Source organism: Castellaniella defragrans 65Phen (assembly GCF_000612685.1).
In the GTDB taxonomy this organism is placed as follows: Bacteria; Pseudomonadota; Gammaproteobacteria; order Burkholderiales; family Burkholderiaceae_B; genus Castellaniella; species Castellaniella defragrans.
Window position 1 is genome coordinate 1,307,489 of the sequence record NZ_HG916765.1, and the last position, 16,834, is coordinate 1,324,322.

Genomic DNA, 16,834 nt, shown 5'->3' on the forward strand with positions numbered 1-16,834 from the left:
TCTGTCTCCTGAGGAAAGGCCGTTGAAAGTGAATATGTTAGGAATGTGATGTTTTTTGAACAATCCCGTCTGACCGTACGATTCGTTCCGATTCATGGACGATAATGGGACTCATGAAATGGAATCTGGACGATCTGCCGGTGTTCGTGGCCATCGTCGGCCAGGACGGGATCTCGGCCGCCGCGCGCGAGCTCGGCATGCCGAAATCCACGGTGAGCGCCACCCTGACGCGGCTGGAGCGGGCGCTCGGCCTGCGCCTGATCGACCGCTCGTCGCGCAGCCTGCGCGTGACCGCCGAAGGCGCGGCCTTCCACCGCCAGGCGCTGCTGATCCTCGAACAGGCGCGGGAGGCCGACGACCTGATGGCGGGCCTGGCCTCGGCGCCCACGGGGCGGGTCTCGGTGGCGCTGCCGCCGGCGTTCAGCCTGGAGGTGCTGGCGCCGCGCCTGCCCGAGTTCCGCGCCCGCCATCCCGGCCTGGAGCTGGAGATCGTGGTCACCAGCCAGGGTTCGGCCCTGGTGCGCGAGCGCGTCGATCTGGCCGTGGTGGTGGGGCCGCTGGAGGACAGCGAGCTCGTTTCCCGCACGCTGATCGAGGGGGACCTGATCTGGGTGGCCAGCCCCGCATGGCTGGCCGGGCACCGGCCCGGCGAGACGCTGGACGCCGTGCGCGCGCAGATCCAGATCTGCGAGGCGCGCTATGCCGTGCGGCGCGTGCCGGTCGAGGTGCGTGGCGAGCCGGCGCACCTGGACCTGTCCAGGGGCATCACGCGGGTCAACGATCCCCTGGCGGTGCGGCGCGTGGTCATGGCCGGCGGCGGCCTGTCGATGCTGCCCCGTCAGTACTGCATCGAGCCGCTCGCCGAGGGCCGGCTCGTCGAGGTGCTGCCGCACGTCCGCCTGAGCCAGGCGAGCGCGCGGCTGACCGCCATCTATCCGGGCCGGCGCCTGCTGTCGCCCCGGGTGCGGGCGCTGCTGGATTTTCTCGTGGAAACGTGCGCCGCGCTGGCGCCGCAGGCCCGCCGCCGCTAGGCGTCCAGCAGGCCGTGCAGCAGGCGGCGCAGTTCGGCGACCTCCGCCGCCGTCAGGGACCGGGTCATCGCCTGCTCGACGAGGTCGGCGCGCGGCCGCAGCCGTTGCAATTCGTCCAGGCCGGCCGAGGTGAGCGCCAGCACGTAGCGGCGCCGGTCCGCCTTGTCCTGCGCGCGCGCGACCAGGCCGTGGCGCTCCAGCCGGGCGGCGAGGTCGGCGATCGTCGAGCGGTCCACTTCCAGCGCGTCGCCCAGTTCGCGCTGGCTGGCGCCCGGCCTGTCGGCCAGGATCGCCAGCGCCGCGTACTGCACGCTGGTGATCGTGGGCGACACGAGCCGCGCCCATTCGGCCGCGTGACGCTGCTGGGCGCGCCGGATCAGCGAGCCGGTGTGCGGCAGGACGGCGTCGAGGCCGGTCACTGGCCGGGTTCCAGCATGAAGCGGGCGAAGAAGGCGGCGAGCGCATCGTGGCCGTCCAGCGGCAGCACGTGGCTGACATACTGGTCCGGCCGCACGACGACGAGGGCGCCCCGGGTGCGGTCGATACCGCGCAGGTCGAAGATGTCCACGTCCCTGTCGAGATCGGGGCTGAACGCCTTCTCGTAGTCGATCAGGCCGAAGCGGCCCTTGCGCGGCAGCAGCACCGGCGGCAGCGCATCGACCTCGGCCGCGCGGTGCCCCTGCTGGTAGATCGCGCGCACGTCGATCACGCTGTCCGGATCGGCCTGGGCGGGCGTGAAGCGCCGGATGGGCGAGGCGGGCGATTCCGCCAGCCAGCCGAGCAGGGCGTGCAGGCGCTCGGCCGTGGTGTCGGCGAAAGCATAAAGCCGCCATGCGCCGTCGGCGCGGTGCACGTGGCCCAGGTGCAGCGGCCTGCCATCGGCGATCCGGACCACCGGCGCCGAATGGAAGCGCGTGCCGATCGTGAAGCCCCGGGCCAGGGCCTGGTGCTCCGCCGTGCCGATCAGCGGTCCGGCGGGGTAGTGCGTCGCCAGGCCCGCCGTGTAGCGGCCCGACCGGACGAAGTAGTCCTGCAGCTCGGCCGGGTCCACGCCGCCGCGCTCGGGGTGCAGCGGGTCCTTCGGCGGCGAGCCCATGATCGCCGACCATTCCTTGTCGAAGTCGATCAGTTCCTTGGCGACCGGCTGGCGCTCGGCCGAATAGGTGTGCAGCAGCGTGGGCGCGGACCGGCCCTCCAGCACCGCGGCCAGTTTCCAGCCCAGGTTGAAGGTGTCCTGCATGGAGACGTTCATGCCCTGGCCGGCCTTGGCGCTGTGCGTGTGGCAGGCGTCGCCGGCGATGAAGACGCGCGGCGTGCGGGCGGCGGCCTGGTCCTCGGGCACGTCGTCGAATTTGTCTGTCACGCGCTGGCCGACCTCGTATACCGAGGCCCAGGCGATGTCTTTGACGTCCAGCGTATACGGATGCAGCACCTTTTGCGCGACGGCGATGAGCTGCTCGGGCGGCGTGCGGCGGATCTCGTCGCGGCGGGCGGGATCGACCACGCCCAGGTCCACGTACAGGCGCACCAGGTAGCCGCCTTCGCGCGGGATCAGCAGGATGTTGCCTTCGCGGGCGGACTGGATCGCCGCCTTGATGCGGATGTCGGGAAAGTCCGTGACAGCGAGGATGTCCATCACGCCCCAGGCGTGGTTGGCGACGTCCCCGCGCAGTTCGCGGCCGATCGAGGCGCGCACGGCGCTGCGCGCGCCATCGGTGCCGACGACGTATTTCGCGTGGACCGTGCGCTCGGCGCCCCCGCCGGCGGGCCGCAGCGTCACGGCGACCGGATGGTCGCCCGAATCCGCCACCTGGACGCCGACGACTTCCAGGCCGTAGTCGGGCGTCAGCCGGGTCGGCGATTTTTCCATGTATCCCAGCAGATGCTGCTGCAGGCGCGCCTGGTTGACGATGACGTGCGGCATTTCCGACAGCTCGCCGGCGGCGTCGTCCACGCGGCCGGTGCGCGTGATGCGCGTGCGGTCCGTTTCGTCGGGGCGCCAGAAGACCGTCTCGTTGATCCAGCAGGCTTCGCGGGTCAGGCGCGAGGACAGCCCGAACGCCTCGAACATTTCCACCGTGCGGCAGGCGACGCCGTCCGCGTGGCCCAGTTCGAGCGGGCCGGCGCGCCGTTCGACGATGCGCGTGGTGAAGCCGGCATGGGTGGAGAGCTGCGCCGCCAGCACCAGGCCGGCCGGGCCGGTGCCGACGATCAGCACGTCCACGGTGTCGGGCAGGCCGGCGGGCGGGTGCTCGAAGCCGGGGGCGGGGGGCTGGGCTTCCGGATCGCCGAAGCGGTATCCGTTCAGGTAATACTGCATGGATCGGATCTCCATGAATGGGAATGAGGGGGAAGGGGAAGAATGACGGAAACGAGGAAGCACGGGAAAATACTCAGTACGCCAACTATTTTACTCAGTACCCCAACGAATCGGGATCGGGACTAACCCGTAGACCCGTAGACCCGTAGACCCGTGGACTCGTAGACCCGCGGGTCCGTGGGCCCTGAGGGCGGATGGCTGCCAGGGAGCGGGGCGGCCGGACGCGCGGGCCGGCGCGTCCCTGCCGCGGCCGCGCGGCGGCTACGGCCGGGCCCAGGCGCGTACGCGCTGAATCAGGAAGTCGATCAGGGTGCGGGCGGCCAGCGTCTGGTAGCGGCCGGGCATGCGCAGCAGGAACATGCGCGAGCCGAACACGCTCAGGCGCCATGCGTCGAAGGCGAGGACCGCCCGCCCGTCGGCCACGGCCTCGTTCACCAGATAGTCGGGCACCAGACCGATGCCCAGCCCGGAGAGGATGGCTTCCCGCAGGAACTGGAAATTTTCGGAGGCCAGCGTGGGCTTGAGCAGGATTTCCTGCCGTTCGCCGTCCCGGTAGGCCGCCAGGCGCAGCTCGCGCCCCTCGACGGTGGAGGTGATCAGGGGAACCCCGGGCAGGTCCTCCAGGCGCTCGGGCATGCCGTGTTCCTGGGCGTATCGGGCCGATGCGCAGAGGACATAGCGCACCTGGCAGAGTTCGTGCGCGACCATCTGCGGCGGCGGTTCGGACATGACCCGGACGGAGATGTCGATTTCCTCGCCCAGCAGGTCGCGGATGCTGTTGTCGAAGACGACGTCCAGGGCGATGTCCGGGTAGCTGCGCTTGAATTCGATCATCCAGTCCGATACGACCAGGTGCCCGAAGCCGGTGGGCAGGCTCAGGCGCACCGAGCCGTGCAGGCCCCGGCCCAGCGAATCGACCGATTCGCGCGCGGCCAGCAGTTCGTCGCGGATCACGCGCCCGTGGCGGTACAGGCTGAGGCCGACTTCCGTGGGCTCGATGCGGCGCGTCGTGCGCCGCAGCAGCTGCAGGCCCAGCGCCTGCTCGAACTGGTTGAGGTGGTAGCTGATGTTGGCGCGGCTCATCTTGAGCTTGCGCGCGGCCTTGCTCAGGTTGCCGGCGTCCACGATGTCCACCAGCAGGATCAGGGATTGCGCGTTGATGGATTCCATTGAACAAATATCCTTGACAGAATGTTCACATTATTTCCGATTGTCCAGTGACATGGAATACTTCACAATCGATCCACCCATCGGTCCAGCCGATGGGAGAGGCGTGGGGGCGCGGCGCCCGCCCGGGATCCGTGCGCGACCGGACCCGCGCGGACCTCGCCTCCTTCCACTGGCGGATTCCCGGGAGTTTCCTGATGGCTACGAACGAGCAGGCCCTGATCTGCGACGCCGTGCGCACCCCCTTCGGGCGCTATGGCGGCGCGCTGTCCACCGTGCGCACCGACGATCTCGCGGCGGTGCCGCTGCGCGCCCTGGTGGCGCGCAACCCGGGAGTGGACTGGGAGGCGCTGTCCGACGTGCTGCTCGGCTGCGCCAATCAGGCGGGCGAGGACAACCGCAACGTCGCGCGCATGGCCGCGCTGCTGGCGGACCTGCCGGTTTCCGTGCCCGGGGCCACCCTCAACCGCCTGTGCGGCTCCGGCATGGACGCGGTGGGCACCGCCGCCCGCGCCATCAAGGCCGGCGAGGCGGGGGTGATGATCGCCGGCGGCGTCGAGAGCATGAGCCGCGCGCCGTTCGTGATGCCCAAGGCCGCCGGCGCCTTCTCGCGCGACAACGCCGTCCACGACACGACGATCGGCTGGCGCTTCGTCAATCCGCTGATGCGGGCGCGGTACGGGGTCGATTCCATGCCCGAGACGGCGGAGAACGTGGCCGCCGAATACGGGATCGGACGCGAGGCCCAGGACCGCATGGCCCTGGCCAGCCAGGAACGGGCGCAGGCCGCCCAGGCGGCCGGGCATCTCGGCCGGGAAATCACGCCGGTCCTGGTGCCGCAGAAAAAGGGCGAGCCGCTCGCCGTGGACAGGGACGAGCATCCCCGCTCCACCAGCCTGGAGGCGCTCGCCCGGCTCAAGGGCGTGGTGCGCCCCGATGGCACCGTCACGGCCGGCAACGCCAGCGGCGTGAACGACGGCGCCTGCGCGCTGCTGCTGGCGAACGAGGCCTGCGCGGCGCGTTTCGGACTGCGGCCGCGGGCGCGCGTCGTGGGCATGGCGGTGGCCGGGGTGGCGCCGCGGGTGATGGGGATCGGCCCGGCGCCGGCCACCCGGAAGGTGCTCGCCCAGACGGGCCTGAGCCTGGACCGGCTCGACGTGATCGAACTCAACGAAGCCTTCGCCGCGCAGGGCCTGGCGGTGCTGCGGCTGCTGGGCCTGGCCGACGACGATGCGCGCGTGAACGCCTGGGGCGGCGCCATCGCCCTGGGTCATCCCCTGGGCGCGAGCGGCGCGCGCCTGGTGGCGACGGCGGTCAATCGCCTGCATGCGACCGGCGGCCGCTACGCGCTCGCCACCATGTGCATCGGCGTGGGCCAGGGGATCGCCGTGGTGCTCGAACGGATCTGAATCCACGGGCCTGCGCCCCGGGGCCCGGGCCGGGGCCGGAAGAAGGCGTCGTCCCATAAGAATAATATATGGGAAGCCTAAATCAAAACGTATTGGCCCCTTGTTTGATTGCCATGATATAAAACCTGGACCGGCATGCGGGTTATTTAATCCGGTATTGCCAGGTCCTGTGAAAAATAAATATCGGGATCGTCTTGGGCGGATTTTCATTGATCCGTCACGATGCGATTCCACGATACATGAATCAGGCATTCAAAATCAGGCATTCGATGCCGGAGGAGGCTTTGATATGGAACGGAACTGGAGGCGTGCGCTATATGCGGGTGCCGGCGTGTTCGCATGGGCGTTTGCGATGATCTCGCCGTCCGTGAGCGTCGCCAAGGACCTCGCGCACATCACGGTATCGGTGGCGCAGGCGACCGACATCAACGGAATGCCCTGGAAGGTGGCGCAGACCAGGGGTTTTTTTGAACGCGAAGGGATCGTGCTCGACAAGGTGCTGCCGGCGGAAGGCGGCGGCGCCACGCTGCATAACGTGATTGCGGGGAACCTGCCTTTCGGGCAGGTGGCCACGTCCTCCCTGGTCAACGCGCACATGAAGGGCGCTCCGATCAAGATCATCGCCGGTGCCACGCAGGTGCCGTTCGAGATCGGCTGGGGCGTGCTGAAGGATTCCCCGATCAAGAGCGTCAAGGACCTCGAAGGCAAGACCTGGGGATTCACGAACGCGGGCTCCGTCACCGAGGCGATGAGCTTCCTGGTGCCGAAGTATGCCGGCCTCGACATGAAAACCACGAAGCGGGTCGCCACCGGCGGCGTGGGGGCGGGGATCGCGCTGCTGCAAAGCGGGGACGTCGATATCACGTTCTTTCCGCCACTCACGGAAAAGGAGCACGCGAAGGACCTGCGGGTCGTCGTCCGCGCCAACGAGTTCGTGCCGTATTATGAATTGACGATGATCGTCAGCAGCCGCAATTATGCGGAAAAGAATCCCGAAGTGGCCCGGGGCCTGCTGCGCGCGCTTCAGTCCGCAATAGACTGGATCAAGGCCAATCCGGCGGAGGCGGGCGAGATGTATGCGGCCAGCGTCAATGTGGACCCGGAAATCGGCAAGGAACTGATTCAGAAATTCATCGATCTCGACGTGCTTTCGCTGGCGTTCAATCCGAAGTCGCTGGCCGTGGTCGAGGAGGGCCTGCGCTATACGGACAACATCGAACGGGTGAACTGGAAAGACCTGCTGACGGACGCCTATCTGCCGGAGGGGCACAAGGGCCGGATGCCCGACTGAATGCATTCAGGTTCGATTGCATATTCACTTCATATCAAGGCGGGCCATATATGGGTGTCCTGGTTGAATTGCAAGAGGTCGGGCAGGTTTATGGGGAGGTGGTGGCGCTGGATGGGACCTCCACCCGATTCATGCCCGGCAGTTTCACCACGCTGGTGGGGCCCAGCGGCTGCGGCAAATCCACTCTGCTGGATATCGTGGCGGGCCTGAACAGGGCGCACGACGGCAAGGTGCTGGTCGAACGGCAGCTTCTGACCGCGCCGCGCAAGGATACGGGCATCATTTTCCAGGAGGCCGCCCTGCTGCCATGGCGCACGGTGCTCGAAAATGCCGCTTTCGCCCTCGAAGTCCGGAAGGTGCCGAAGGCCGAACGGCTGGCGGTCGCCGCCGACGTCCTGCGACGTGTCGGCCTTGCGGAATTCGGCGGGCACTATCCCCATCAGTTGTCCGGCGGCATGCGCCAGCGTACCGCCATCGCCCGTGTCCTGAGCACCGCTCCCGACCTCGTCCTGGCGGACGAGCCCTTCGGGGCGCTGGACGAGCAGACCCGCGTGGTGCTGGGGCTCGAACTCTTGAAAATGGTGCGCCAGGTCGGGGCCACCGTCATTTTCGTGACGCACAGCATCCAGGAGGCGGTCCTGCTGTCCGACCGCATTCTGGTCATGAGCGCGCGGCCCGGCCGCATCATCCTCGATGCGGCGGTCGATCTGCCGCAGGAAAGGAATCCATCGGTCCTGGGCATGAAAGAGGCTGCCCGCCTGATCGAGGAGGTCTGGAGCCTGTTGCGTTCGGAGGCCGAGGAGGCCCTGTCCAGGCAGGGGGCCGTGCTGTGATGCGCGCGTCCGTCTTGCAGCGGCATCCAGAACGGCGCCTGGGGCTTGCTCCGGGAGGGTGGACGTGTGCCGGCGTGGCGATCATCCTGGTGTTTCTCGAAGCCGGACCGCGGTCCGGCCTGGTCGATTCGTTCACCCTGCCGCCGCTGAGCGCGATCCTGGCGCGGGCCTCGCAGCTGCTCGTGGAGCCGACGTTCTGGTATCGCTATCTGGGGCCCAGTCTCCTGGCCATCCTGCTCGCATTCGCGCTCGCAGCCGTGGGGGGAATCATCATCGGCCTGATCCTGTGGCGCTTCGCGCCCATACGCCGGATATTCGATCCCTGGCTGTCGATCTATTACGCCATACCGACCTTCGCCCTGTATCCGCTGCTCGTGGTGGTCGCCGGCATAGGCCTGGTCCCGGTGATTCTGCTGGGCGCGTTGCTGGGCATCGTGTCGGTCATCACGTCGACGCTCGACGGGCTCGATTCCATCCCGCGGATCACGATCAAGCTGGCCCGGTCCCTCCAGCTCTCGACCCTGGATCACGTGCTGAAGATACTCATGCCGTCGATCGTCAACCAGGTCGTCGTGGGGCTCAGGCTGGCGCTGTCGTTCAGCATCATCGGGGTCATGGCGAGCGAATTCATCCTGTCCACGTACGGCCTGGGCTATTTCATTTCCTATGCCTACGACCATTTCTCGGTGAATGACATGTACGCGGGAATCGTCATCGTGCTGTTCTTCGCCCTGGGCGTGAATTTCCTGTTCGGTCTGCTCTTGCGCAGACGCGGCAAGAGGGTCTGACCGTGAAGAAAATGCCTTTTGCGGGGGTTGGAAAGGAGCCGGGGACGGTGGCATGTGCCGGCAGCGCCGCATGCGCTCCCCTGGCGCGGGTGGTCGACGAGACGATCGTGGTGCTTGCATTGCCGGCCGTCGTGCTCCTGATCTGGGCCGTCATTGCCGCGCTCGTCGACAACGTGGTGTTTCCCGGTCCGCTGGAGGCGATTCGCGGCCTGATACTGGACCTGGGGCGCGAGGCCTACCGCGAAAGCATCCTCACGACGGTCAGGCTGCTGCTGTTGAGCTGGATCATCTCGGTGGTGGCGGGCGCGCTGATCGGTTTTGGCCTGGGCCTGTCCGCCTTCTGGTCGCGCGTCTTCGCCGCGCCGATGTTCGCCTGCTATTGCGTGCCGCTCGTGACGCTGTATCCGGTCTTCATCCTCTTCCTGGGAATCGGCGAACAGGTCCGTGTGGTTTTTGCCATTGCCCATGCCTTGCCGCCGATGGCGCTGCTGGTCATGGGCGCGACTGCCGGCATCGACAGGAATCTGCTCAGGCTCGCGGATGCGCTGACCTTGCCGTGGCATACGAAGCTGACGAAGATCATCATCCCGGCCCTGATCCCGACGCTGGCCAGCGGTGCGCGCATCGCACTGGGCTTGACGATGATCGGCCTGATCCTGGCGGGCATGGTGTCGGCGGCGAGCGGGCTGGGCCATGAACTGGTGAGCAATATCGCCAATGCGCGTGTCGCCCGGATCACCGGGCAGATCATGTTCATCGTGATTCTCGCCGTCGTTCCCGGCCTGTTTCTGAGATGGCTGGAACGGCGGGTGTCGCGCTATCGCTGATGCCGGGCCGGCTGTGCGGGGCGGGAGAGTGCATTTTGAGGATGGAGCGTCTTTTCGGCTTCCGCTCTGTCGGACAAGGAGCAAGAAAATGAATGAAATGGTTCATGCTGACGAAAAGTTTTTTCGTGAGCGCGGCTTCGGGTTGAAAATCGGATTCGGCCAGCGGCCGGGCCTGGTCATCGTGGACATCATCCAGGCCTTCACCGACCCCGACATGCCGCTGGGGTCGAACATGGACGCCGAAATAGAGGCCGCGAACCGCCTGATCGATGCCTGCCGGGAGGCCGGCGTGCCGGTCTTCTTCACCACGACCGCATATGACGACGCGTCCTTGAGGGATGGAGGCATATGGGTGCTGAAGCAGAAGGGCGCCGCCACGCTGCGCAGCGGCACGGCGGCCGTCGAACTGGATCCGCGCCTGCATCACCAGCCGCAGGATTCGATCCTGGTGAAGAAGTACGCATCGTGCTTCTTTGGCACCGACCTGCTGTCCCGTCTGGTCTCCAATGGCTGCGATACCGTGCTGATCGCGGGCTGCACCACCAGCGGCTGCGTGCGTGGCACGGCGGTCGATGCGGTCCAGAACGGGTTCAGGCCGATCATCGTCGCCGAAGCGGTGGGAGACCGGTCGGAAGCCGCGCACAGGCAGAGTCTGTTCGACCTGCAGGCGAAATACTGCGACGTGGTGGCCTTGGAGGAAGCGCTGGATTATCTGAGGACCATTCGGCCCCGGGCCGCCTGACCGGCCAATCGGCCAATCAGCCAGTCAGCCCATGAGGCGGGACGGGATTTTCATCGATGCATGACAGGGTGGATTTTCAGCGATGGATGAGTTGAAGCAGGACCTGGCCATTGCCAACCACATTTTGTTCGATCGGCAGGTGCTGGACGCGTTCGGCCACGTCACGGTCCGATCGGCGGGGGGCGATTCGTTCCTGATGGCACGGAATATGGCGCCCGCGCTGGTGACGCCCGATGACCTCGTGGAGATCGGCCTGGACGGGGAGCCCTTGCGGCCGTCCGGCTATCGCCTGTACCTCGAACGGTTCATACACAGCGAAATCTACCGGGCCAGGCCGGAGGTGCAGGCCATCGTCCACAGCCATTCGCAGTCCGTCGTGCCTTTCAGCGTCGTGAAAGGCACGCCCTTCCGGGCGGTGTGCCATATGGCGGGTTTCATCGGCTGCGGAGTCCCCGTGTTCGACATCCGGGACAGGGGCGGGGACGGCACCGACATGCTGGTCACCACTCCCGCACTGGGCAGGCATCTGGCCGATATGCTCGCCGGCCATGCCATGGTGCTGATGCGCGGGCATGGCAGCACGGTGACCGGCGGGTCCCTGAAGCAGGCCGTCTTCCGCGCGGTGTATTCCGAGATCAATGCCAGGATCCAGCTTCAGGCCAGCGGGCTGGGGGCCGTGACTTTCCTGTCGGAGGCCGAGGCGCATGCGTCGGCGGTGTCGACCGAAGGCCAGGCGGACCGCGCATGGCAGCTGTGGGCCCGGTCCGCCGAGCAGGCGCACCGGTCGCTGCTCCAGGCATGACGGCATGCCGCCTGGCGCGGGCACTGCGAGGGGTCTATGAATCTGCATAATCTGACGCTGCGCAAGCTGCAATGCTTCGTGAAGACGGTCGAATTGGGCAGCATCACCCATGCGGCGGAATCCTTATGCATTGCCCAGCCCGCCCTGAGCCTCAACATCAAGCAGCTGGAGGACGCCCTGGGCGTGGCCCTGCTGATACGCCATGCGCGTGGCGTGGACGTCACCCCGGCCGGCGAGCTGCTCTATTCCAGGGTCAGCTCCCTGTTTGAACTGCTCGAGGTCACCGTCAAGGACGTCTCCAGCCTGGGCCGCAGCGCCGAAAGGTTCTTTTCGCTCGGCATGCCTTCCAGCCTGGTATTGCTCGTGGGCACCGATGCCGTCCTCTCGGCGAAGAAACTGCTTCCGCGCCTTGCGTTCTCCCTGAGGGAAGATCCCAGCTTTGCGCTGGTCGATGCCGTCGAGAACCGCGAACTCGATGTCGCCCTGGCCTACGACGCAAGCGAGCGGCCCGGCGTGTGGCTGACCTCGATGGTGCAGGAGGACGTCCTGTTCGTCACCCATCCCGACATGCATGACGGGCGGGATGCCATTTCCCTCGACGAGGTCCTGGGTTTCAATTTCGTATTCGGAGGGCGCCGGGACGTGGGCCGCTGCCTGATGGAGCGCGTGGCCCACGAACGGGGGCGCACCCTGAATATCGTCTACCAGATGAGGTCCATCGCCGGAATCCGCGAAATCGTCCTGCGCGGAATGGCGGCGACGGTCATGCCCTACGGCGCGGTTGCCAGCGAACTCGGGAGCGGCAGGCTGACCGCCCGCAGGATCGTGGACCCCCGCCTGATCCAGACCATGAGCGTCGTGCGTTCGACCAAGAGCATGGAGGTATTCGCGGAATTCGAGCCCGCCATCATGGATTACCTGTCGGCGCTGGCGGCCCTGATCGTCGAGCGGCAGAACGGGCTGGCCCGGCTCATCCCATAGCGCGGGCTCATCCCATAGCGTCTCCGCCAGGGGCAGGGCCGCCGGGGATCCATTCACGGGCAGCGGTCAATCCACTTCCTCGATCCGCCGGACCTCGGACTTGTTGATCTTGACCTCGCGGCCGCCCTTCTCGTAGGTGACGAAGCCGTCGTCCGTGTCGGTGTTCGGCGCGTCGGCGCTGTAGTCCGTCCGCCCGTCGCGCGTGGTGACGGTGGAGGGGGACGAGCAGGCGGCCAGGATGCTGCCGCTGGCGAGAATGGCGAGGAATGCGAGTAGGGTCTTGGACATGAGCGCCTCCTGTGAGAATGGACTCATGGGTACCTTATCAAGGCATTCCGGGGCCCGATGTAAGCGGGTTCGACAGCGAAATCCCGGACGTCGCGGGTGCGCCCGGCCCCGCGCGGCCGGCCTGCGCCCCCGGTATGCTTCCGATATGCCTGCGCTGTACACGCCGGCCGCCGGCCCGGCGGACGCGGCGCGGCGGTAGGTTCTGCTGACAAAATCGCACAGAAGCGCCCGCGCCTGTTTCCTGATGTCTCGCGGGGAGACTGGCCGTGCGCGCCGTTCGTGCGTACACTTCCGCCATGCTCCGCATCGACAATCTCGGCAAGCGCTACGGCGACCATCCCGTCTTCCAGGGCCTGACCCGGACCTTCCAGCCCGGCTGCGTGGCGCTCTGCGAGGAAGACAGCACCGGCAAGTCCAGCCTGCTGGGCATCATCGCGGGCGCGATCGCGCCGGACGCGGGGGATGTCTGGATCGACGGGCATTCGGTGACCCACGCGCCGCAGCGGGCCCTGGCCCGGCTGGCCTATGTGCCCGACGATTGCCTGGCGTTTCCCGCACAGACCGGGCGTGGGCTGCTCGAACAGGTCGCCGCGGAAAAGCACGCGGCCCTGGACGACGCCGTGCTCGACCTGGCGTGCCGCCTGGGGCTGGAGCCGCATCTGGACAAGCGCTTCGAGCAGATGTCCACGGGAACGCGCCGCAAGGTCTTCCTGACGGCCGCCGCCTTGGGCGATCCGGCCGTCGTCGTCGCCGACGGCCCCAGCAACGGGCTGGACGCGCAGGCGCGCGCCGTGCTGGCCGGGCAGTTCAAGGCCTGGTCACGGGACCGCGTCGTGCTGTTCGCCAGCCACGACGCCGAACTGATCCGGGCCTGCGGGGCCTGCCGGGTCGAGGTGGCCGCCCTGCGCTGAGGGGCGCCCCGCACCCGGCCTTGCGTCAGGCCGCGCCCCGCATCCACTGCAGGTAGGCCGAGCGGGTCGCGTCGGACGCCGCATCCAGCGCCTGCCGATGCGTGACCTGATGCCGCAGCGTCAGCCGCGCATCGGCCACGGCGCGCGACTTGCAATACCAGTGGCAGCTGTGCTGCAGCAGATACAGCTCCGCCGAGAGATGGTAGGCGCGGTCCTTCGGGCTCCAGCGGCCCCCGTTGTCCACCACGTGGCGCAGGCCGGCCGCATGGATGCGCAGCAGCGCGCGGAAGTCCCGCGTCGGCAGCGGCAGGATCCGTTCGGCATAGGGCAGGCAGACCGGCAGCATGCTCATGCAGGTGGCCTGCGCGCCTTCCTGCTGCATGGCCTCGGCCAGCGTCCGTACCTGTGCCGCCACGCTGCGCTCGGCCGCGGCGAAGGTTTCCAGCACCTGGATCTGGCGCGCCTCGGAGGCCTCGTGGATGGCGCGGGTGTAGCCCTGGGTCAGGGTTTCCATGTGGCGTTCGAGCTGCAGGCCGGCCAGGTGGCGCCCCAGCAGCGCGATGCGCGTGCGCTGGTAGTGCGCACGCAGTCCCAGCCATGCCACGGCGGCGATCAGCAGGGTCGATGCAAAGTCCATGGCCCGCGGTTCCTTCTCGTCCAGTCGAAATATCGGCATTATCATCCAGGGCGGGCCGGCCGGTTTGCCGGCCGCGGCGGATTCGGGACGAAAGGAGAAGCGCCATGAGAATTCTGATTGTGGGCGCGGGCGCGGTCGGCGGCTATTTCGGCGCCCGCCTGGCCGCGGCCGGCCGCGAAGTGACCTTCCTGCTGCGCGCGCGCCGGGCCGGGCAGCTGCAGCGCGACGGCTTGCGGCTCGTCAGCCCTCACGGGGACCTGACCGTCCGGCCGCGGTGGATCGAGGCGTCCCGGATCGCGCAACCCTACGACCTGATCCTGCTGGGCGTCAAGGCCTATGCGCTGGACGGCGCCATGGAGGACTTCGCCGCCGCGGTGGGGCCCGATACGATGATCCTGCCGCTGCTCAACGGCATGCGCCACATCGAGCGCCTGGTGGCGCGCTTCGGCGAAAAACCGGTGCTGGGCGGCGTCTGCCGCGTGGTGGCCGAACTGCGCGACGATGGCCGGATCGTGCAGATGGCCCCGATGCAGAGCCTCGCCTACGGCGAGCGCGGCGGCGGGATCAGCGATCGCATCCGGGCGGTGGACGCCGCCTTGCGGGGGGCGGGCTTTGCCACGGTGCTCTCGGACGACATCGAGCAGGCCATGTGGGACAAATGGGCTTTCCTGGCGTCGCTGGCCGGGATCTGCTGCCTGTTCGGCGGCTCGGTCGGCCAGGTCGTGTCGGTGCCCGACGGCGCGCGCGCCGCCCGGGCGCTGTGCGACGAGGCCCTGTCCGTCGCGGCGGCCCATGGCTTCCCCCTGGCGCCGGCCGTGGCCGAGCAGGCGATCGCCGGGCTGACGGACGCCGGCTCGACGATCACCGCCTCCATGTACCGGGACAGGCAGGCCGGCGGTCCGGTCGAGGTCGAGCAGATCCTGGGCGATCTGGTCGAGCGGGCGGACGCGCAACGGATCGACGTGCCCCTGCTGCGGGCCGCGGCGGTGTCGCTGCGCGTCTACGAGGTGCAGCGCATCCGCCAGGAAGGGCGGTAGGGGGGGGGCGTGGAGCGGTGGCGCGGCAGCCGCCCGTCCCAGCGGGCGTCCGCTCTGCCTAATAGGACTTGGAGTTCAGCCGCCTCTCCGCATCGCGCAGTTCCTGGCGCGCCTGGTACAGGCGGCGGTCCAGGCTCCTGAGTTCCTCGCGCAGTTCCCGGCGCTTGTCTTCCTTCTTTTCCTGGTCCAGGTTCCGCTGCGTCTGTTCCATCTGGCGATTCAGGGAATCGAGGCGCTGCTGGGCCTGGTAGGCCTGGTAGCCCAGCCGGTGATACGTGAGGAAGGTGCCTTCGAGCCGCGCCGGACACGCATTGCGGTAGCTCCTGCCCGCGCGCCCCTCGCGCGCCGCGTTCTCGGGGGTGCAATATTCCAGCACCCCTTGGTCGCGGCCCTTCCGATACTGTTCGGTATCGGGCACCACCCCGACGCCGGCACAGGCTTCGCGATGATCCTCCACCCGGGACGCCGGATGGCCGTTGCGGCCGTCGCGGTAGCCTTGTTCCTGCCAGTTCGCGCTCAGGCATTCCTTCTCGGACATGCTGGCGCAGCCGCCCATCGTCAGCGCGACGGCGCCCATGCACAAGAGCCGGGCCCAGGCCGCGCCGGGGCTTCTCGCGGCGGGACTCGCGGCGGGACTCATGGAGGGGTTTGTGAAGGGACTCGTGAAGGAACGTGTGGCGGGGCTTATGGCGGGCCCGCCCGTGGCGCCGGGATGCGGCAGGGAAATGTGCCTCGCGGCGCAGCGGCGTGCTTGAAGATTTCGTGCCATTTTTTCTCGGTCTTTTCGGGAAAAACGTTCTGGTTGTCCGATGGGAAATCTGCAAGGCGTCCCGTCCTGGCGGCATTGTAAGAGAAAAAGACAGAAAAGCCGGGTCCGCAATCCGGTTTTTCGGGTGCGGCTCGAAGCGGAGCCTGGTCGTGGCTGCCGCATTGCTGCGGCTGCCGGAAGCTCCTGCTGCGCTTGCGGACGACGAACATGCCCATCGGCAGGATGCGGGCGTTCGCAAAACGGCGTGGCGCTGGGGACACGACGGTGCCGGAGCATCGCCGGATGCCGGAAGAGCATTTGACGGAGTTTCTTTCGGAGATCGGGGCGATGCGCCGGTCCGTGAATGCGTTGCAGGCAAAGATCGAGTACTTGACCATGTTCACGATCACCCGGACATGATAATATCAATAATAATTCTCATTATCATTTGAAGGATGAGCCATCATGTGCTGGATGAAGAAAGAGCGGCGCAGCCCGGTCGTATCGGGATCGATGATGGGCCGCCTGCCGGTCGGGCGGCCCATCATCGCTCTGGCGGCGGCGGCGTGCGCGATCCTGGCCGTCCCGGCGGCTGCGCAGGAACTCGTCCTGTATGGACCGCAAGAAGTGGCCGGGTTTGCATCGGCGCCCAGCGACACGGGTACGCGTGGCCTGACCCTGCTCTCCCATGACCAGGGCCCGGTGCGCGTGATGCGGGCCTGGTTCCCGCCGGATGCGAAGCTGGAGCCGCACGGCAAGATGGATGCGGGCATGGCTGCCATCGTGACGGTGCTGGCGGGCGACATGAAGCTGGCCATGGGCGACAAGTACGACGAGAGCAAGCTCAGGGACTTGCCCGTGGGCAGCGCCTTCGTGCTGACACATGGCAATGCGGTGCATTTCGCCAGGACGGGGCCGGCCGGAGCGCAGTTGCTGCTGGTGGTCGGTCCGGAAAAGGATCTGAATGCGGATCTGATGACCCGGAAGTAACGGTCCGGATCACACTGTCTGGATCACATCGG

Annotated in this window: 19 protein-coding genes; 12 read left to right on the forward strand and 7 right to left on the reverse strand. The window is 67.5% G+C overall.

The features are described from left to right. Window positions 1–113 precede the first annotated feature (113 nt). Window positions 114–1,031 carry a LysR family transcriptional regulator gene (locus tag BN940_RS05820; RefSeq protein ID WP_043681150.1) on the forward strand — a complete coding sequence of 306 codons (918 nt, stop codon included), beginning with the start codon at window positions 114–116 and terminating at the stop codon, window positions 1,029–1,031. On the opposite strand, the gene BN940_RS05825 is transcribed toward BN940_RS05820, so the two are convergent. The 3 genes from BN940_RS05825 to BN940_RS05835 form a co-directional block, all read right to left on the reverse strand. After that, complete coding sequence (locus tag BN940_RS05825) at window positions 1,028–1,450, reverse strand: MarR family winged helix-turn-helix transcriptional regulator (RefSeq protein ID WP_043681154.1); 423 nt, start codon at window positions 1,448–1,450, stop codon at window positions 1,028–1,030. The genes BN940_RS05820 and BN940_RS05825 overlap by 4 nt on opposite strands. Next, window positions 1,447–3,351: an FAD-binding monooxygenase gene (locus tag BN940_RS05830; protein ID WP_043681158.1), complete on the reverse strand. Its 1,905-nt coding sequence runs from the start codon at window positions 3,349–3,351 to the stop codon at window positions 1,447–1,449. The genes BN940_RS05825 and BN940_RS05830 overlap by 4 nt, the downstream gene beginning before the upstream one ends. A gap of 261 nt (window positions 3,352–3,612) precedes the next feature. Next, complete coding sequence (locus tag BN940_RS05835; RefSeq protein ID WP_043686056.1) at window positions 3,613–4,512, reverse strand: LysR family transcriptional regulator; 900 nt, start codon at window positions 4,510–4,512, stop codon at window positions 3,613–3,615. 203 nt (window positions 4,513–4,715) lie between these two features. On the opposite strand from BN940_RS05835, the gene pcaF reads away from it, so the two are divergent. The 8 genes from pcaF (at window position 4,716) to BN940_RS05875 (ending at window position 12,191) form a co-directional block, all read left to right on the forward strand. After that, window positions 4,716–5,927, forward strand: coding sequence for a 3-oxoadipyl-CoA thiolase (gene pcaF, locus BN940_RS05840; protein ID WP_043686058.1), 1,212 nt, complete (start codon window positions 4,716–4,718; stop codon window positions 5,925–5,927). A 289-nt stretch (window positions 5,928–6,216) separates the two neighbouring features. Then, window positions 6,217–7,218, forward strand: a complete 1,002-nt coding sequence (locus BN940_RS05845) for an ABC transporter substrate-binding protein (RefSeq protein ID WP_158386235.1) — start codon at window positions 6,217–6,219, stop codon at window positions 7,216–7,218. Between the two features lie 50 nt (window positions 7,219–7,268). Continuing rightward, entirely contained in the window at window positions 7,269–8,051 is a 783-nt protein-coding gene (locus BN940_RS05850; protein ID WP_043681163.1) for an ABC transporter ATP-binding protein, read from the forward strand. A gap of 74 nt (window positions 8,052–8,125) precedes the next feature. Next, on the forward strand, window positions 8,126–8,839 hold the full coding sequence (locus tag BN940_RS05855; RefSeq protein WP_052355643.1) for an ABC transporter permease: 714 nt from the start codon (window positions 8,126–8,128) through the stop codon (window positions 8,837–8,839). 11 nt (window positions 8,840–8,850) lie between these two features. After that, on the forward strand, window positions 8,851–9,666 hold the full coding sequence (locus tag BN940_RS05860; RefSeq protein ID WP_242404299.1) for an ABC transporter permease: 816 nt from the start codon (window positions 8,851–8,853) through the stop codon (window positions 9,664–9,666). 88 nt (window positions 9,667–9,754) lie between these two features. Next, window positions 9,755–10,408, forward strand: a complete 654-nt coding sequence (locus tag BN940_RS05865; RefSeq protein ID WP_043681166.1) for an isochorismatase family protein — start codon at window positions 9,755–9,757, stop codon at window positions 10,406–10,408. A gap of 82 nt (window positions 10,409–10,490) precedes the next feature. Continuing rightward, window positions 10,491–11,210 (forward strand): class II aldolase/adducin family protein, encoded by a 720-nt coding sequence (locus BN940_RS05870; protein WP_043681169.1) that lies wholly within the window; start codon window positions 10,491–10,493, stop codon window positions 11,208–11,210. A gap of 36 nt (window positions 11,211–11,246) precedes the next feature. Next, window positions 11,247–12,191: a LysR family transcriptional regulator gene (locus BN940_RS05875; protein ID WP_043681173.1), complete on the forward strand. Its 945-nt coding sequence runs from the start codon at window positions 11,247–11,249 to the stop codon at window positions 12,189–12,191. A gap of 66 nt (window positions 12,192–12,257) precedes the next feature. Here BN940_RS05875 and BN940_RS05880 read toward each other — a convergent pair whose 3' ends face one another. Then, window positions 12,258–12,479 carry a YgdI/YgdR family lipoprotein gene (locus tag BN940_RS05880; RefSeq protein WP_043681176.1) on the reverse strand — a complete coding sequence of 74 codons (222 nt, stop codon included), beginning with the start codon at window positions 12,477–12,479 and terminating at the stop codon, window positions 12,258–12,260. Window positions 12,480–12,775: 296 nt separating this feature from the next. On the opposite strand from BN940_RS05880, the gene BN940_RS05885 reads away from it, so the two are divergent. Next, on the forward strand, window positions 12,776–13,390 hold the full coding sequence (locus BN940_RS05885; protein ID WP_043681179.1) for an ABC transporter ATP-binding protein: 615 nt from the start codon (window positions 12,776–12,778) through the stop codon (window positions 13,388–13,390). A 25-nt stretch (window positions 13,391–13,415) separates the two neighbouring features. On the opposite strand, the gene BN940_RS05890 is transcribed toward BN940_RS05885, so the two are convergent. Further along, window positions 13,416–14,027, reverse strand: coding sequence for a hypothetical protein (locus tag BN940_RS05890; RefSeq protein ID WP_043681182.1), 612 nt, complete (start codon window positions 14,025–14,027; stop codon window positions 13,416–13,418). Window positions 14,028–14,131: 104 nt separating this feature from the next. Between BN940_RS05890 and BN940_RS05895 the strand changes: the two genes are divergently transcribed. Further along, window positions 14,132–15,064, forward strand: coding sequence for a ketopantoate reductase family protein (locus tag BN940_RS05895; RefSeq protein WP_043681185.1), 933 nt, complete (start codon window positions 14,132–14,134; stop codon window positions 15,062–15,064). 58 nt (window positions 15,065–15,122) lie between these two features. On the opposite strand, the gene BN940_RS18840 is transcribed toward BN940_RS05895, so the two are convergent. Beyond that, window positions 15,123–15,641, reverse strand: coding sequence for a DUF2799 domain-containing protein (locus tag BN940_RS18840; RefSeq protein ID WP_158386237.1), 519 nt, complete (start codon window positions 15,639–15,641; stop codon window positions 15,123–15,125). Window positions 15,642–15,748: 107 nt separating this feature from the next. Then, on the reverse strand, window positions 15,749–16,216 hold the full coding sequence (locus BN940_RS19205; RefSeq protein WP_158386239.1) for a hypothetical protein: 468 nt from the start codon (window positions 16,214–16,216) through the stop codon (window positions 15,749–15,751). Between the two features lie 61 nt (window positions 16,217–16,277). On the opposite strand from BN940_RS19205, the gene BN940_RS05915 reads away from it, so the two are divergent. After that, a complete protein-coding gene (locus BN940_RS05915) occupies window positions 16,278–16,802 on the forward strand; it encodes a cupin domain-containing protein (protein WP_148304897.1) in 525 nt (174 codons plus the stop codon). Window positions 16,803–16,834 lie beyond the last annotated feature (32 nt).

Excerpts from the sequence above, each read along its gene's own strand:
- BN940_RS05845 (WP_158386235.1), top strand. The coding sequence starts at position 6,217 with ATGGAACGGAACTGGAGGCGTGCGCTATATGCGGGTGCCGGCGTGTTC.
- BN940_RS05850 (WP_043681163.1), top strand. The coding sequence starts at position 7,269 with ATGGGTGTCCTGGTTGAATTGCAAGAGGTCGGGCAGGTTTATGGGGAG.
- BN940_RS05880 (WP_043681176.1), bottom strand. The coding sequence starts at position 12,479 with ATGTCCAAGACCCTACTCGCATTCCTCGCCATTCTCGCCAGCGGCAGC.
- pcaF (WP_043686058.1), top strand. The coding sequence starts at position 4,716 with ATGGCTACGAACGAGCAGGCCCTGATCTGCGACGCCGTGCGCACCCCC.
- BN940_RS05915 (WP_148304897.1), top strand. The coding sequence starts at position 16,278 with ATGTGCTGGATGAAGAAAGAGCGGCGCAGCCCGGTCGTATCGGGATCG.
- BN940_RS05830 (WP_043681158.1), bottom strand. The coding sequence starts at position 3,351 with ATGCAGTATTACCTGAACGGATACCGCTTCGGCGATCCGGAAGCCCAG.
- BN940_RS05820 (WP_043681150.1), top strand. The coding sequence starts at position 114 with ATGAAATGGAATCTGGACGATCTGCCGGTGTTCGTGGCCATCGTCGGC.
- BN940_RS05875 (WP_043681173.1), top strand. The coding sequence starts at position 11,247 with ATGAATCTGCATAATCTGACGCTGCGCAAGCTGCAATGCTTCGTGAAG.
- BN940_RS18840 (WP_158386237.1), bottom strand. The coding sequence starts at position 15,641 with ATGGGCGCCGTCGCGCTGACGATGGGCGGCTGCGCCAGCATGTCCGAG.
- BN940_RS05865 (WP_043681166.1), top strand. The coding sequence starts at position 9,755 with ATGAATGAAATGGTTCATGCTGACGAAAAGTTTTTTCGTGAGCGCGGC.
- BN940_RS05860 (WP_242404299.1), top strand. The coding sequence starts at position 8,851 with ATGCCTTTTGCGGGGGTTGGAAAGGAGCCGGGGACGGTGGCATGTGCC.
- BN940_RS05895 (WP_043681185.1), top strand. The coding sequence starts at position 14,132 with ATGAGAATTCTGATTGTGGGCGCGGGCGCGGTCGGCGGCTATTTCGGC.
- BN940_RS05890 (WP_043681182.1), bottom strand. The coding sequence starts at position 14,027 with ATGGACTTTGCATCGACCCTGCTGATCGCCGCCGTGGCATGGCTGGGA.
- BN940_RS05870 (WP_043681169.1), top strand. The coding sequence starts at position 10,491 with ATGGATGAGTTGAAGCAGGACCTGGCCATTGCCAACCACATTTTGTTC.
- BN940_RS05885 (WP_043681179.1), top strand. The coding sequence starts at position 12,776 with ATGCTCCGCATCGACAATCTCGGCAAGCGCTACGGCGACCATCCCGTC.